Raw genomic sequence first — 15,485 nt, 5'->3', positions numbered from 1 at the left:
GACACAGATAGGGGAGATTGGCATGGGAACGATCCTGCTGAAAGGCGCACAGCTTGTGACGATGAATGCAGAAGAGGAAGTGTTCATTGGAGATCTGTTGATCGAGGATAACAAAATTAAGGAGATTGCAGCTCGCATTGACGTTCAGGCAGACCAGGTCTTGGATGCTCGTGGTAAAGTGCTGCTGCCAGGCTTCATCCAGACGCATATTCATCTGTGTCAGACCTTGTTCCGTGGACGTGCGGATGATTTGGAACTGATGGATTGGCTCCGTCAACGTATCTGGCCGCTGGAAGCAGCGCATGATGAGGAGTCCGTGTATTATTCGGCAATGCTCGGATTGGGCGAATTGATCTCTAGCGGAACCACGACCATTCTTGATATGGAGACGGTACATCACACAGACTCGGCGTTTCAGGCGATGGCACAGAGTGGCATCCGGGTCATCTCCGGCAAGGTAATGATGGATCATGGAGACGAGGTTCCGGAACCCCTGCGTGAGGATACAGCAACTTCGCTGCAACAGAGTGTGGATCTGCTGGAGAAATGGAACGGGTTTGGCGGAGGTCGCATTCAATATGCTTTCTGTCCACGCTTCGTTGTATCGTGTACCGAAGAATTGCTGGTAGAGGTGCGCGACCTGTCGAATAAATATCATGTCAAAGTCCACACCCATGCCTCCGAGAATCGCGGAGAGATCGAACTGGTAGAACACGAACGCGGAATGCGTAACATCGTATACCTCGATCATATCGGTCTGGCGACCCCAAGATTGGTGCTGGCCCACTGTGTATGGCTGAGTGAAGAAGAGAAGGAGATCATCCGCAAGCGCGGTGTCAAAGTCACTCACTGTCCTGGATCAAATATGAAACTTTCCTCCGGGGTAGCAGATATTCCGGATCTGCTGAATCGACAGATCGCGGTTGGGATTGGGGCCGATGGTGCTGCATGCAACAACAATCTGGATATGTTTCAGGAGATGCGCCTCACGGCCCTGATGCAGAAGATTCCTCATGGTCCAACAGTGATGGATGCCCGGACTGTATTACGCATGGCTACCATGGGCGGTGCAGAGGTGCTTGGCTTGTCGAAGGAAATTGGCAGTCTCGAAGTGGGCAAAAAGGCAGATATGCTGCTGCTGGATCTGGATGATTTCCACACGTACCCTTCCTATGAGACGGATGTCTATTCCCGTGTGGTCTATTCTGCAACACGTAGTTGTGTGGACACCGTTATTATCGATGGAAGCATTGTACTCAAGAATCGCAAGATTCAGACGATTGATCGTGGCATTGTGCTGCGTGAGTCGGATAAGAGTATTGCAAGATTGATGAAACGTATCTGATCGAAGGAAGTTTATGCAATTCCAGAAAGGATGGAGACCGCTATGGAAATGCATGATCTGTGTGCAATTGCAGCCCGTGAAACGCGCTGTGTGCTCGCAACAGCGATTAAGGTAGAGGGTCATGCTTACCGTAAGCAGGGAGTCTCTATGCTGTTGACCGAGGATGGCAAAATGGTTGGTAGTATCAGTCCGGGATGCCTGGAGAGTGATCTTCAGGCCCGGGTGAGCCGTGTGCTGGATACGAAGCAGATGGAATTCGCGGAATACGACATGCGTCCCGAGGATGATCTGTCCTGGGGTGAGGCGATTGGCTGCGGCGGACTCGTTGTTGTGTTGCTTGAACCTGTATGTGGTGAACTCCGATCTACTTTGCAGGAGATGCATGAGTGTTTTCAATCCGGGGCTGCAACAGCGTTAACCCGAACGTTCCAAGATGATTATACGAGGGTGGAATATAACTGGAAACGGATTGAACCAACGGGTACTCGTCGTCAGCCAATCTTGCGTCCTTCGCTCGTCCCTCCTCATGATCGCGTGGCGAATTATAATCCAGCTTTATTGCAGGTTGATGTACACAGCAGTGGGAATATCAAGCATGAACATTCGGGATCAAAACAACATTCTCCCGACATACCTCGCCTTACGCTTGTGCCTGAAATGGTAACTGCTACGTCAAACGAATCTCACTCTTCCCATCTATCCGGTGATTCACAACATTTCTCTGATACTGATGCTGAAATACCTACAAATGACGGGATTTCAACGAATCCTTGGGAGCTTCCGCAGCAACTTACTTCGCTGTACACGCCTAAATCTCGCCTGATTATCATCGGAGCCGGGAATGATGTTATTCCTGTTGTCAGACTCGCCGGGTCTGCAGGATTCCGTGTAGTAATAGCCGATTGGCGAGAGTCCTTGTGCACCTCGGAAAGGTTCCCAGAAACTGAACTTGTACTTGGTTTCCCATGTGAGATCATGCCTCAGTTAAACGTAAACAACGGAGATTATTTGATTTTAATGAGTCACAATTTCCCCCGCGAACGTGAACTGTTGGAGATGTTAGTGGACTCTGAGTATGCGTATCTTGGCATCATGGGTTCGAAAACACGAACGGCCCGCCTCCTCGATGGTTTACCATCCTTGAAACATATTCATTCTCCCGTCGGCTTGAGTATCGGGGCAGACGGTCCAGAAGAGATCGCCATCAGCATTGCAGCGGAATTGATCGCATGTAAACATAAGGTTTCTTCCTTGAGTTCTGAGGTGCAGAGGGGGAGCGTTGCACATGCGAATGACGGGCATAGTTCTGGCAGCAGGTAAGAGTTGTCGCCTTGGTCGGGATAAACTCTCGGTTGTCATGCCTGACGGGAGGTCCTTGGCTGCATGGTCACTGGAAGCTGCGCTGAATTCGGAGTTGGATCAGGTGGTCTGTGTGGTCAAACCGGAAGATTCGCTGGCATGGCTGCCTGTAAAATGGTTTGATTCTGCCGCGTATGCCTATCATCCCACAGCGAGACTTCGAATTGTGGTCTGTGCTGACTATGCCTGCGGCATGGCCAATTCTCTTCATTCTGGCGTATTGTCGGCAATGGAATACAAACCGGAGGGCATTCTCATGTTACTGGGCGATCAGCCTTTATTACAAGCACAGGATATTAATCAGGTGACCACAGCATTGGCTACCCACAAGTTGTGTGACTATGTCGCAGCTACCGACGGTGAGGGAGGTAAGCCGCCCGTTGCTTTTCGCTCCCATATGTTCGGTCCTCTGTTGTCCTTGCATGGAGATGAGGGGGCACGCAAGATTATGCGCAGCGCTAACTATTCAGGTGTACATGTACCACTGTCTGAGACTAGTTTCTGGGATGCGGATACAGAACCGGAATTGGAACGCATTCTGAGTCATGTATACGAGTCGCAGCAGAGAGACTAAATAACAGGAGAAGATAATTAATTATGTATAATTTAATTACATGATCAGGTCAGCCAGGCAGTGAAGTGCTCCCTGTCAAGTAGACAGACTAAAAAAACAAAATCATTAGTATTCAATATCCCCTCGGTTATATTGAGGGGACTATTTTTCTTAATTAAACTGCTCGTCGATATTCGTTTGGGGATAAGCCGTTTAGTCGTTCCGTGTATCGAAAATTATTGTAATAATGGATATACGTTCTTACGCTACGAAGGAGACTGTCATACGTATCGTACTTCTCCAGATAAAAGCTTTCTGCTTTAAAGGTACCCCAGAATCGTTCAATGGGTTGGTTGTCCAAACACCGGCTTACACGAGACATACTTTTTGTAAACTTGTATCTCTTTTGAAGTTGTTTGTATTCCAGCGAAGTATATTGAAAGCCGCGATCACTGTGCAAGAGCGGCGTAGCATTCGGGTTTCTTTTATAAGCTTTCTTTACCGTGTTCATGACAAGCTCATTGTTATTGGAGTGGCTGAGCACCCATGAAACAATAGAGTTGTCATAACCGTCAATAATGGCACTCAGATAGGCCTTACGGCCATTTCCGTATTTTAACTCTGTTACATCGGTGCACCACTTTTGGTTGGCGACCTCCGCTTGGAATTTTCGGTTCATGACATTCTCAGCGATATGAAGGGTTGGAGCTTTCACGTAATTTGGCCGCTTTTTGCGAATCACTGCCTTTAATTCAAGGGCTCGCATGATGCGGTAATACCGTTTACGGTTGTACCTTTTTTTAAGCTTACGATTCAACTGAGTACGCATTTGGCGATAACCGAGTATCCCGTTTCGTTTGTCATAGCGAAGTTTGACTTCCTTGGCTAGTGCAAGGTTTTCAAGTTCCCTGTCGGATGGCATCCATTTCAGCCACTTATAATAGGCAGATCGGGCGATTCCTGCTAGCTCACAGAGCTTGGTGACCGCATACCCTTTCTCGGCATGCAGCTCTGTAATCGCTTGATAGATGTCTGCATGTCGAACAAAGGTTAACGTGTATTTCTTCGCCGGATCTCTGCCAACTTTTTTGCGAGTGCATTCTCCATTTCTAAATGCTCATTTCGTGCCTCGAGTTCCTTGATCCGAAGCTTTAGCCGTTCCTGTTCGTCTAGCTCTTCTAGCGGCTTTTTACGACCTCGGAGGTCTTTTAAAGCTTCATGACCACTCGCTTGATATTTACGAACCCATGCGTACACTTGCTGGTAAGAGACACCGTACTTGTCGATGGCTTTCTGGTAATCTAAATCATGGGCGATGGCGAATTGTACAATTTCAATACGTTCCTCGTAAGTCGTTTTCCGTCCTTTATTCATATGAGGGGATCCAATCCTTTTCCGAGTTGGTTTCATTTTCACCCCTTCAGTATACTTAGAAATCCAGCTCTCTAACACAGATTTACTCGAAATATGGTACTTTTTCACCACCGCTCGTACAGAGTATTCGCCAGAGCGTACATCTTGAATGGCAGATAGCTTTAGCTCCTTGGAGTAAGATTTCCATCCCCTCGATTCTCTTAATCCTTCTTCTCCATCTACCTTGTATTTTCTTATCCAATCGGTAACCGTGTTTTTATGGACCCCCAGTTGCTTTGCCTCATGGTTGGGGTTGGATTCATGTTGCAGGCAACGCCTTACAACCTGAATCTTGATTTCATATGAAACCGGGCTTCTTTTGGACATTACAAAAACTCCCATCATGGTAGAAGTAGAGTTTTGTTTTTTCTACTGTCTCCTGTGATGGGAGCATATCACAGTCTGGTTGGCCTGTTTGTCTTCTTTTCACGTATGGTGAAAAAGAATTCATGTTAGCTTTTGATAGATCATGATGCATCAAGCACAAATAGAACGCAGGTTTTATACATTTATCCAAAACGATGTAAAGGTAATTGACGTTGCTGCTGAACTCTCATATGATTTGAAGAATTATTTGGATCAGACGGTTGAATTTCCTGCCCAAGGAAGAGAGAGAAAGGGGATGCAGCCATGGTAATACCGGCATACGGTTCTGGAGCCATGCCATCGGTATGGCAACCTGAGAACCTGCAAGAACTGCAAACGTTAAGAAGAAGACTCAAAGGAATATGTTGTTTAACGGCAGGTGGAACATTGCTACGAACCCAGTGGGAGGGCGGCTTGGTTCCAGCACCTGAACACATGATTAGTCTGGGTTGTATTCCTGAAATGAGCGGTATATCTATTCGTGGAGATGAGATGGTCATTGGCGCAATGACCCGATTAAAGGAATGTGCTGCACAAGCGTTGCTACATCAACTGCCGATTCTGCAAGAAGCTGTGAATGCAATTGCGGCCCCTTCCATTCGTAATGTGGCAACCATTGGCGGGAATATTGTGTCCGGAGTAGGGGATACGCTGCCTGCTTTGCTTGTATATGATGCGAAGCTGCAGTGGTTGACGGATAGCGGAATCGAGACCCGCAGTGTGTCTTCCTGGCTTCAGGGTGGACGGGATGGCATCCGTAATCCAGGGGATGTATTAATCTCGATTCATATCCCGATGAGACCGACCTCTCTGCTTGATGCGGACAGTGAGCAGAGACATGCAGAACGAGAAGTTTCCTTTTACCGCAAGCTGGGTCGACGGGAGACGTTCAGTGCTTCGCTGGTGACGGTTGCGTTATACGGTGAGATTGATTTGGATAACCGCTGGACCAAGATTGCGATTGCGGCTGGTGGAGGCTCAGGCATGGCGATGCGACTTCTGAAGTCGGAACAACAGCTTCTTGGTAGCGAAGCTACTGTCATGCAAGCAGCAACTCTTGCAGCTGCCGTGGCTAGCGAATTTACGACTTATGGCGATGCATTTGCAACGGAACATTATCGCAAACAGACCGCAGGCAACATGCTTGGTGCCAGGTTATGGGAAGCACTTCACGAATAGAAGACTTCGATCAAGCAAAGGGGGAGAGGGATCATGCTGCTGAACCGGAAACAGAGCGGGAAACGTTGGCATCTGCGGCCAGATGGGGCACCCAAAGTAACAGGCCAGCTTCAATATCTGACGGATATGACGTTACCTGACATGATTCATGGCAGAGTATTACGAAGCGAATATCCTTATGCTCGTCTATTGTCTATAGATACTTCGGAAGCTGAGGCGTTGGAAGGTGTCTATGCGGTTTTGACCTCTAAAGATGTGCCTGGTCTGAATCGTTTTGGTATTGCGACCCCGGATCAGCCTGTGTTCTGCGAGGATATTGTTCGTTATGTTGGGGACGCCATTGCAGCGGTTGCTGCGGATTCCCCGGAACGTGCGGCGCTTGCACTGGATGCGATCCGTGTAGTGTATGAGGAACTCAAACCTCTGAATAGTACAGACGCTGCCTTGACTCCAGGCGCACCAGAGCTGCATGAGCATGGACCAGGTAATGTGCTGCATCGCACGGAGATCAAACGTGGAGATACCGAGCAAGCTTTTGCCACTTGTGATCATATCGTGACAGAGACGTATTATACGCCTCGTCAGATGCATGCGTACATGGAGACAGAAGGTGGCCTGTTTGTCCCGGATGAAGAGGGGAGGCTGAATGTATACGCGGCAACGCAACATGGTTATAAAGACCGGATGCAGCTTGCGCGCATTATTGGCTGTCCTGAAGAAGATATCCGGGTGGTGTCTTCACCGATTGGTGGTTCATTTGGCGGAAAAGATGAACTAAACGTACAGCCCTACGGTGCATTGCTGGCCTTGAGATGCGGTCGTCCTGTGAAAATGCATAATTCACGCAAAGAATCCGTCCGTGCGGGGCTGAAGCGGCATCCGATGAAAATTGAAATGCAGACTGGCATGAGTCGAGAAGGCATCATACAGGCGCATCGTGTCCGCATTACAGCAGATACGGGAGCCTACGCCACGCTTGGCGCACCGGTGCTGAACTTCTGTACCGAGCATTGCCTTGGACCCTACGCCATTCCAAATGTGGATGTGGAAGGTGTGTCTGTGTATACGAATAACGGGCTGTCAGGTGAGTTTCGTGGATTTGGCGGGAACCAGGCGATTTTTGCCATGGAAGGCCAGATGGATCGGCTTGCAGAAATCATGAAAATGGACCCTTGGGAGTTCCGCAGACGTAATATGAGGGAAAAGAATGATCCTGGACCGCTGAATCAACGGATTCTGGTTACGGATGGACTGTCCCAAGTATGGGAGGCATTGGATCGCTCCGAACTGTGGCAAAAACATCAGAGTCCCCCGGCAGATCCTACTCTACCGCCGTGGATCAAACGAGGTGTCGGAGCGGCCATCGCCATGCATGGTGCAGGGCTGGGTTATGGCATTCCAGACCCTGCGGGAGGCCGCCTGTCCCTGAATAACGAAGGCAAGATTGAGGTGGCGTTCAGCTACGAGGAATTTGGTCAGGGGCTCATTGCAACGCTGGAAATTATGTTATGTGATCTATTCCAATGCAGTACATCGGATCTCAGTATCATCATTGGAGATACGGATCGCGTGCCACACAGCGGATCAAGCACAGCTTCACGTTCAACAACGATGGCATGGATGGCTCTTCAACGCTTGCAGACTCCATTTCGTTCCCGTGTTCTCGCTGTCGCGTCTGAAATGTCAGGCGTTCCGGCAGATGAACTGGTGACAGGACCTGGCGGTGTATGGCGTAAAGGCCAGTTACCTGGTGAAACTCCAGAAGTGGAAAGAGCTAGGCAAGGGGCAGGAACGAGCGAGAAGGAGGAGATGCAGGCGCTGAAGGGAGTAGATCAAGATTCTGAAGCTGGGTTCAATTCTGTAGCAAAAGAAGGAGTTCGCTTATGTGCTATGGTTTCGTATGCGGAGCTTGTCATGCAGGGCGAAGCCGATGAATGGATTTTCGATACAAAGTTTGATTACCCAACTACGCCTGACAACGTGGTAGGCGGTCATTATTTGTATACGTACGCGGCGGTTGCGGCAGAGGTGGAAGTAAATACTTTGACCGGAGAAACCAAGCTTCTTGATACGCGCCATGTTGTAGCGGCAGGCCCGGTTATCAACCCGATGGGTTATATCGGACAGATTGAAGGCGGCAGTGTCATGGCCCTTGGATTCACGTTAACCGAGGATGCGGTCATGCAGGACAGCCGTTATGTAACCACCAACCTCGACACGTATCTGATCCCAACCATTCAGGATATTCATACCAATCTGGAGGTTGAGGCAATTGAAGACTTACCCGAAGGGGATGCGTTTGGCCCTAGGGGGATCGGTGAAATTGGCTCCGTTGCGCTTGCGCCGGCCATTACAGCCGCAATTCATCAGGCGACAGGCGTATGGGTTAACCGTCTTCCTGTACCGAGGGAACAACTGGTTAGACCTTTAAATGTACCTTTGCAGGAAGGAGTGAGTCCATCATGAGTAAGCCAATTGAGAATCACTGGACAGCCGTCGTGAATGGGGAGCAGAAACATCTGGAGATCGCGCAAACGACTCGACTTGTCGATGTGCTTCGGACTCATTTGCAACTAACGGGTACCAAAGTATCCTGCGAAGTTGGTCGCTGCGGCGCATGTATGGTTCTGATGGATGGAGAGCCCGTGAACTCCTGTCTTGTCATGGCTTATCAATGTGAAGGCAGTGACATTATGACGATTGAAGGTCTGCACGGCGAGGAGAAAGGCACTCTGCATCCAATTCAACAGGCTTTTGTAGAGGAAGGTGGTTTTCAGTGCGGCTACTGTACTCCGGGCATGGTGATCTCAACCAAGGCATTACTGGATGCACATCCTGAGCCTTCTCAAGAACAGATTGAAACGGGATTATGTGGAAATCTGTGTCGTTGTACCGGCTACGGTGGCATTATTCGGGCGGTACGCAAGGCAGGGGAACGCTGTGTGGTAAAAGAAACGTCTAACGAGGAAACCGTAAGTTGAGGCGGGATCTAGGCCGAAGATATAAGCAAGGGCAATTGAAGAAACATACGTGAAAAAGCATCCGATCCAGGAATGCTTTTTTTGTTTTGTAGGTTTTCTGCCAAGTACATTCATCAAACGGGAGATGAAGTTTAGGCCCGAAACTGGTTAGATAATGAACCGTTTTCGAATTGTCTTCAATATGGATGTAACGATGGGCAAATGGCGTTCAAAGTACTGGTACAAAAGAATTTCAAGCATTCTCATTCACCATATATTTACAAATATTGGTGTGCGTGCTATGGTTAAAATGAAAGCGCCATCATGAATGGGTTCATTGACATTTCATTATCATATTTCACTTGGGAAGGAAGATGGAATTGATGAAAAATTTGCTCAAAAAGGCAACCGCAATGATGCTGGCATTGGTCCTACTGCTTGGATTAATGACAGCGCCCGTTCATGCAGACACACCATTATTCACCATCGAAAGCGAAGATGCGCAGCTCACCCCGGATCTTCAAGTGGTTACTTCAATCTATGGACAACCCAAGCCCGGATTCTCAGGGGCCGGATTTGTCTGGATGCAGAACTCTGGCACATTAACCTTCACAGTGACTGTCCCGGAAACCGGCATGTACGCAATCTCCACACGATATATGCAGGAGCTCAGTGCAGATGGCAGGTCACAAAATTTAATCGTGAATGGTGTTACGAAAGGGGCGTACATGCTGCCTTATACGACAACATGGTCAGACTTCGATTTTGGCTTTCACAAGCTGAATCAGGGTGCCAACACGATTGAGCTGAAGGCTGGATGGGGCTTCGCTTATTTTGACACTTTCACAGTGGATCATGCTGATCTGGATCCCCTGAATGTGCAGCCAGTTCTCACTGATCCTGAAGCTACACCGGAAACTCAAATTTTGATGAATTATTTAACGGAGGTATACGGAAACAACATTATTTCTGGTCAGCAAGAGATCTATGGAGGAGGGAATGACGGAGATTCGGAGCTTGAGTTCGAATGGATTCATGATCTGACCGGAAAGTATCCGGCTATCCGTGGCTTTGATCTGATGAACTATAATCCGTTGTATGGTTGGGAGGACGGTACAACCGATCGCATGATTGATTGGGTGAATAACCGTGAAGGCATTGCAACGGCTTCCTGGCATATCAATGTACCTCGTAATTTCAATACGTATGAGCTTGGGGACTTTGTGGATTGGAAAGAGGCTACCTACAAACCAACAGAAACGAATTTTAATACAGCAAATGCGGTAATTCCCGGTACCAAAGAGTATCAATACGTAATGATGACCATCGAGGATCTGGCAGAACAATTGCTGATTTTGCAAGATAACGATGTGCCGGTGCTTTTCCGTCCGTATCATGAAGCAGAAGGCAACGGCGGACTGAACGGGGAAGGTGCATGGTTCTGGTGGGCTTCGGCAGGCGCAGAAGTGTACAAAGAGCTATGGGATCTGCTTTATACCGAACTGACCGAGACGTATGGCTTGCACAATCTGATCTGGACCTACAACAGCTACGTATACAGTACTTCTCCTGCCTGGTATCCGGGCGATGATCAGGTAGATCTTGTCGGATATGATAAATACAATACGATCTACAACCGTTATGACGGTTTGTCCGGCGTGCCCAATGAGGATGCGATTACCTCGATATTCTATAAGCTTGTTGAGTTGACGAATGGTACGAAAATGGTAGCCATGACGGAGAACGATACGATCCCAAGCGTCAAAAATCTGACAGAGGAGAAATCAGGATGGCTGTACTTCTGTCCTTGGTATGGCGAGCATCTGATGAGTACTGCTTTTAATTATCCGGCAACATTGAAAACGCTTTATCAAAGTGATTATGTCATTACGCTGGATGAGCTGCCAAATCTAAAGGTTAACAATCCCAACCCCAGTGCATCCATCACACCTGGAATCGTCGAATTTGACAAATACACACCCAATCAAAGCGATAAAACCGTAACCGTGAATGCAAACGCCAATACGCTAACTGCTCTCTGGGCAGGCAACAATGCGTTGACCGCAACGACAGACTATACCTTGAACGGAAGCACATTGCTGTTGAAAAAAGCTTATCTGGCAACCCTGCCAGTTGGTGAGCATTCGATTGTTCTGGATTTTAATCAAGGTCAGGACCCTGTGTTAAAAGTCAAAATTGTGGATTCAACACCGGGTACAAATGCTGTAATTTCTCCTGTGAATGCAACATTTGATAAAGCGACAAATCACGCGCAGGATATTTCCGTATCTCTCACCTTAAATGGCCGTCAGCTTACAAGCATCACAAAGGGGGATGCTACGCTTGTATCAGGTCAGAATTATACAGCATCCAGCTCTGCTGTTGTTCTGAACAAATCCTATCTTGCCACGCTTCCGCTAGGCGAGAACATATTGACCTTTCACTTTAATGGAGGCAATAACGCTGAACTTACAGTGAATGTCGTAGATAGCACGGTTACTGTGCCTGCAGGGGATTTGACGATTCAAGCTTTTAACGGCAATACAAGTGCATCCACCAACGGCGTCTCACCCAAGTTCAAATTGATCAACTCAGGCAATTCGGCTATTCCGTTGAGTGATGTAAAACTCCGGTATTACTATACCATTGACGGGGAGGAAGCTCAGAGTTTCTGGTCCGACTGGGCCAGTATGGGCAGTGCGAATGTAACGAGCAATTTCGTTAAACTGGCGACTCCAGTTGCCGGAGCGGATCATTATCTGGAAGTGGGCTTTACAGGTGCGGCGGGATCACTGAATGCGGGCCAGAGCGCAGAGATTCAAACACGTTTTTCCAAAAACAATTGGACAAATTACACACAGACTGATGATTACTCGTTCAAGGCAACCGGTAGTCAGTTCGCAAACCATGATAAGGTTACCGGGTATGTGAACGGTCAGCTGGTATGGGGAATTGAGCCGTAAAGGTAGATAGCACGTTTAATGGGCTGGATCAGGGGTTGAACCTCTGATCCAGCCTTTTTATGGTGTAGAAGGTGTACACCGATTAGACGGAATGTTCTTTTTCACTTTTAGTATGTGACGATGTATCCATGTCTGTTAATATGCGATCTATTATCCTTTTCGTAGGGCCCATGATGAACTGAAGAAGTACACCTGCACAACATACGGTTATCAACGTTCCAAGCCCGATTGGCCCACTGAGCAGAAACGCCAGAATTAAAAATACAAGGTAAATGAATGTTCTCGATACAAATAAGGGAGTTCGAGTGAGTTCATGCAGGATTAATGTTAAGCGGTCAATCGGAATGGGTGCGAAGTTAGTCTGCAAATAGATTGCTGTACCGATACTGATGATCACTAAACCAATGACAAAAGTCATCAATTTGGTGTACCAAACTTCGGGTGTAATCAAGAAATCAGATACATAAAGCCATATATCAATCCCCACACCAGTAATGAATGCAGTGACGAGTCCCTGAAACTCGGGTTTTTGCTGCTTCAACAGCGAATTACATCCGATTAACAGGAAAGCAAGGATGACTTCCCAGCTCCCTACACTTAGGCCTACATGTTGTGACAACCCTACCAGCAGTGCGTCAAAGGTGAAGTACCCAGTTCAGATTGAATGGTAAGGGAAATACCAAGCGTTAAGATTAGAATACCTGTGACAAAAAGAACATATTTCAATTCATTCAACCTCTTCTTTTATATTATGTTGCAAATACAACAAAATTGAGTTAAATTCAATGTAATACTTTTTTATTGCATTTGCAACAAATGATTAACTTGATAAAGGAATGTGATTATAGATGACGATTCGTATAGAGATATGTACCATTGAACATGTATGTGAACTGCAGGAGATTAGTTATGAGACGTTTAATGAAACGTTTAAAGCGCAAAATTCACCCGAAAATATGAAAGCTTATCTGGAAAAGGCGTTTAATCGGGAACAATTAGAAAGCGAACTTTCCATGGCGGATTCACAATTTCTTTTTATTTATGTCGATAATCAAGTTGCTGGCTATATGAAGGTGAATATCAATGATGCTCAATCTGAGAAGATGGGGGAGGAATCCCTTGAGATCGAGCGGGTATACATCAAAAAAGAGTTCCAAAAACATGGCTTGGGTAAGGTACTGCTCCATAAAGCCATTGAGATGGCAGCTGAACATCACAAAACGAATATTTGGTTAGGGGTGTGGGAGAAAAATGAAAATGCCATCGCATTTTATGAAAAGATGGGATTTGTACAGACAGGAGCCCATGCTTTTTACATGGGAGATGAGAAACAGATTGATTTTATAATGACCAAAAAGATATTGTAACTGGATCATCGAGGGAAAAGCTTGAGAGAAAAATGCTATTGAGCAGAATTCTTTCAGGCTTTTTTATGTTTTGCCAGAACTGTTGAATCATAAAATGAAGAAATCGATGAATTTTAATACATAATAAATATTATGTAAACTTATTATTTTCGATGACCTCCATAAGCTGCATCTATGGCTTTAACAAAAGTTAAAGGCCTGATTAATACATCATTGTCGTATAAATTAGCTCAATAATCGTGAAGGTAATAAGCTGATCCCAAGGATCATCATTACAATTTATTAGTTTATTTCTACGTTTGGACGGTCAGCCTAAAATCGTTTTCGTTCGGAATTTGTTAGATAGCAGCATGTTCTTAATAATCACGATATAAGTTGTATATACCTCATGTTATAAGAACTTTTTGCGCATGAAACGGACGTGTTAATCCACCATGTTGAATTATTTAGTTTTAGAGCGGAAAATGGAAAATAAAATTAATATTATAAGTAAGAAATCAGGAGGATTGGACTCTTAAAACCAGCCGAAAAAGGGAGCGAGATCGATCCATATATTAATTGGATAAATAAGGTATACATCGTTAAAAAGGCGCTACTACGCCGATTATAGATCAATTTCATATGGATTTGCGATGGATTTAGTACCGCTTTCACGTTATGCTTTTGGAAATTGGAAAGGAAGTGGGAAAAATGGAACGCGAACTGGCGTTGGAAATTGTCAGAGTAACAGAATTGGCTGCGTTAGCTTCAGCACCCTGGATGGGACGAGGCGACAAGAACAGTGCAGATGAAGCGGCTACTTTGGCCATGCGCGCCATGTTCGATTCCGTGTCCATTCGCGGCACGGTGGTAATCGGTGAAGGAGAAATGGATGAAGCACCCATGTTGTACATCGGCGAGGAAGTGGGCAACGCTGAGGGCCCTGAGGTTGACGTGGCTGTAGACCCGCTCGAAGGTACAGAAATCGTAGCCAAAGGACTAAACAACGCTCTATCGGTTATTGCAGTGGCGGGAAAAGGTAACCTGCTCCACGCACCGGACATGTATATGGAGAAACTGGCGGTAGGGCCTGCTCTTGTAGGCAAGGTCAGCATTGAAGACCCGGTTGAAGTCACACTGGAGAAAGCCGCTGCCGCATTGAACAAAAACATCTCGGACCTCACTGTGATGATTCTGGATCGTGTACGACATGAGAGCACAATCAAGACGCTACGCAAGGTTGGAGTGAGAATTAAGTTCCTCAGTGACGGTGATGTTGCGGGTGCAATGGCACCTGCCTTCCCCGAGGCGGGCATTGATCTGTATGTCGGATCTGGAGGAGCGCCAGAAGGTGTGCTGGCTGCCGCAGCGCTATCTTGTCTTGGGGGTGAGATTCAAGGTCGTCTGATGCCTGCCAACGCAGACGAATTCCAGCGCTGCTTGCAGATGGGAATTGACAATCCTTACAAAGTGTTAACGATGCAGGATATGATCGGCACGGAGGACGTCATTTTTGCCGCAACAGGTGTGACGCCAGGTGAGATCTTGGGAGGGGTACGGTATCTTGCGGATGATCGTGCCGAGACGGATTCGATTGTTATGCGTGCCAAAACCAAAACAATTCGGTTTATTCGTTCCCAACACTTCCTGCCGAACAAAGAAGTGCTGCACAAAGTAAGACAGCTCCAATCCACGCCAGAACCCTCGGATCGCATTCCGAGTCATGCGAAAACAAAGGAGCAGGCTGAGTTCAGCCAATCCTCCGTTGATCTTGGCGTTACAACGACGTTGTAATTGATCCTTATTAGTAGTTAAAAGGATGGGGAATGGGTTCAATCCATTCCTCATCTTTTTTATGTTAAAAGCATTGACAACGGTTACATGGCATGAGAAAATGTACGCGCGTACATAAATATCGATTTTTAACCATTTTATGATTTAATGATGAGCTATATATGTTGAACTAATCATTTGCACGATAACGGAGAGGACAGAAAAAAC

At 46.8% G+C, this 15,485-nt stretch carries 11 protein-coding genes and 2 pseudogenes; 10 read left to right on the top strand and 3 right to left on the bottom strand.

Features of this window, described 5'->3' with window-relative positions; genetic code table 11:
- Positions 1–22 precede the first annotated feature (22 nt).
- The 3 genes from MKY66_RS17085 to MKY66_RS17075 are packed head-to-tail and all read left to right on the top strand — an operon-like array spanning position 23 to position 3,278.
- Positions 23–1,345, top strand: coding sequence for a 5'-deoxyadenosine deaminase (locus tag MKY66_RS17085; protein WP_076217050.1), 1,323 nt, complete (start codon positions 23–25; stop codon positions 1,343–1,345).
- A 30-nt stretch (positions 1,346–1,375) separates the two neighbouring features.
- On the top strand, positions 1,376–2,665 hold the full coding sequence (locus MKY66_RS17080) for an XdhC/CoxI family protein (protein WP_083657424.1): 1,290 nt from the start codon (positions 1,376–1,378) through the stop codon (positions 2,663–2,665).
- Positions 2,631–3,278 (top strand): nucleotidyltransferase family protein, encoded by a 648-nt coding sequence (locus tag MKY66_RS17075; RefSeq protein ID WP_076217048.1) that lies wholly within the window; start codon positions 2,631–2,633, stop codon positions 3,276–3,278. The genes MKY66_RS17080 and MKY66_RS17075 overlap by 35 nt, the downstream gene beginning before the upstream one ends.
- A 154-nt stretch (positions 3,279–3,432) precedes the next feature.
- Here MKY66_RS17075 and MKY66_RS17070 read toward each other — a convergent pair.
- Positions 3,433–4,293: pseudogene (locus MKY66_RS17070) on the bottom strand (IS3 family transposase); the annotation flags it as partial.
- Between the two features lie 14 nt (positions 4,294–4,307).
- Positions 4,308–4,997, bottom strand: a complete 690-nt coding sequence (locus tag MKY66_RS17065) for a helix-turn-helix domain-containing protein (protein WP_076209648.1) — start codon at positions 4,995–4,997, stop codon at positions 4,308–4,310.
- A gap of 142 nt (positions 4,998–5,139) precedes the next feature.
- Between MKY66_RS17065 and MKY66_RS17060 the strand changes: the two genes are divergently transcribed.
- The 5 genes from MKY66_RS17060 to MKY66_RS17040 all read left to right on the top strand — a co-directional run bounded on the left by MKY66_RS17060 (position 5,140) and on the right by MKY66_RS17040 (position 12,138).
- On the top strand, positions 5,140–5,307 hold the full coding sequence (locus tag MKY66_RS17060; RefSeq protein WP_339805394.1) for a hypothetical protein: 168 nt from the start codon (positions 5,140–5,142) through the stop codon (positions 5,305–5,307).
- On the top strand, positions 5,301–6,215 hold the full coding sequence (locus MKY66_RS17055; protein ID WP_076217234.1) for an FAD binding domain-containing protein: 915 nt from the start codon (positions 5,301–5,303) through the stop codon (positions 6,213–6,215). Before MKY66_RS17060 ends, MKY66_RS17055 begins: the two co-directional genes overlap by 7 nt.
- Positions 6,216–6,248: 33 nt before the next feature.
- The gene (locus MKY66_RS17050; protein ID WP_076217233.1) at positions 6,249–8,681 is read left to right on the top strand and encodes a molybdopterin cofactor-binding domain-containing protein; all 2,433 of its coding nucleotides are present in this window, start codon (positions 6,249–6,251) and stop codon (positions 8,679–8,681) included.
- Positions 8,678–9,196: a (2Fe-2S)-binding protein gene (locus MKY66_RS17045; RefSeq protein ID WP_076217232.1), complete on the top strand. Its 519-nt coding sequence runs from the start codon at positions 8,678–8,680 to the stop codon at positions 9,194–9,196. The genes MKY66_RS17050 and MKY66_RS17045 overlap by 4 nt, the downstream gene beginning before the upstream one ends.
- A gap of 362 nt (positions 9,197–9,558) precedes the next feature.
- A complete protein-coding gene (locus MKY66_RS17040) occupies positions 9,559–12,138 on the top strand; it encodes a glycosyl hydrolase (RefSeq protein ID WP_076217231.1) in 2,580 nt (859 codons plus the stop codon).
- A gap of 82 nt (positions 12,139–12,220) precedes the next feature.
- Here the strand turns inward: MKY66_RS17040 and MKY66_RS17035 are convergent.
- Positions 12,221–12,864 (bottom strand): annotated as a pseudogene (locus MKY66_RS17035) (YitT family protein).
- A gap of 122 nt (positions 12,865–12,986) precedes the next feature.
- On the opposite strand from MKY66_RS17035, the gene MKY66_RS17030 reads away from it, so the two are divergent.
- Both MKY66_RS17030 and glpX read left to right on the top strand, forming a co-directional pair.
- Positions 12,987–13,505, top strand: coding sequence for a GNAT family N-acetyltransferase (locus MKY66_RS17030; RefSeq protein ID WP_076217230.1), 519 nt, complete (start codon positions 12,987–12,989; stop codon positions 13,503–13,505).
- Between the two features lie 690 nt (positions 13,506–14,195).
- Positions 14,196–15,278: a class II fructose-bisphosphatase gene (glpX, locus tag MKY66_RS17025; RefSeq protein ID WP_076217229.1), complete on the top strand. Its 1,083-nt coding sequence runs from the start codon at positions 14,196–14,198 to the stop codon at positions 15,276–15,278.
- The last annotated feature ends 207 nt before the right edge of the window (positions 15,279–15,485 follow it).

The sequence above is a fragment of the Paenibacillus sp. FSL R5-0766 genome, assembly GCF_037971845.1.
Lineage (GTDB): Bacteria > Bacillota > Bacilli > Paenibacillales > Paenibacillaceae > Paenibacillus.
The sequence above is the reverse complement of the archived record's forward strand: the minus strand, read 5'-3'. Positions and strand labels throughout refer to the sequence as shown.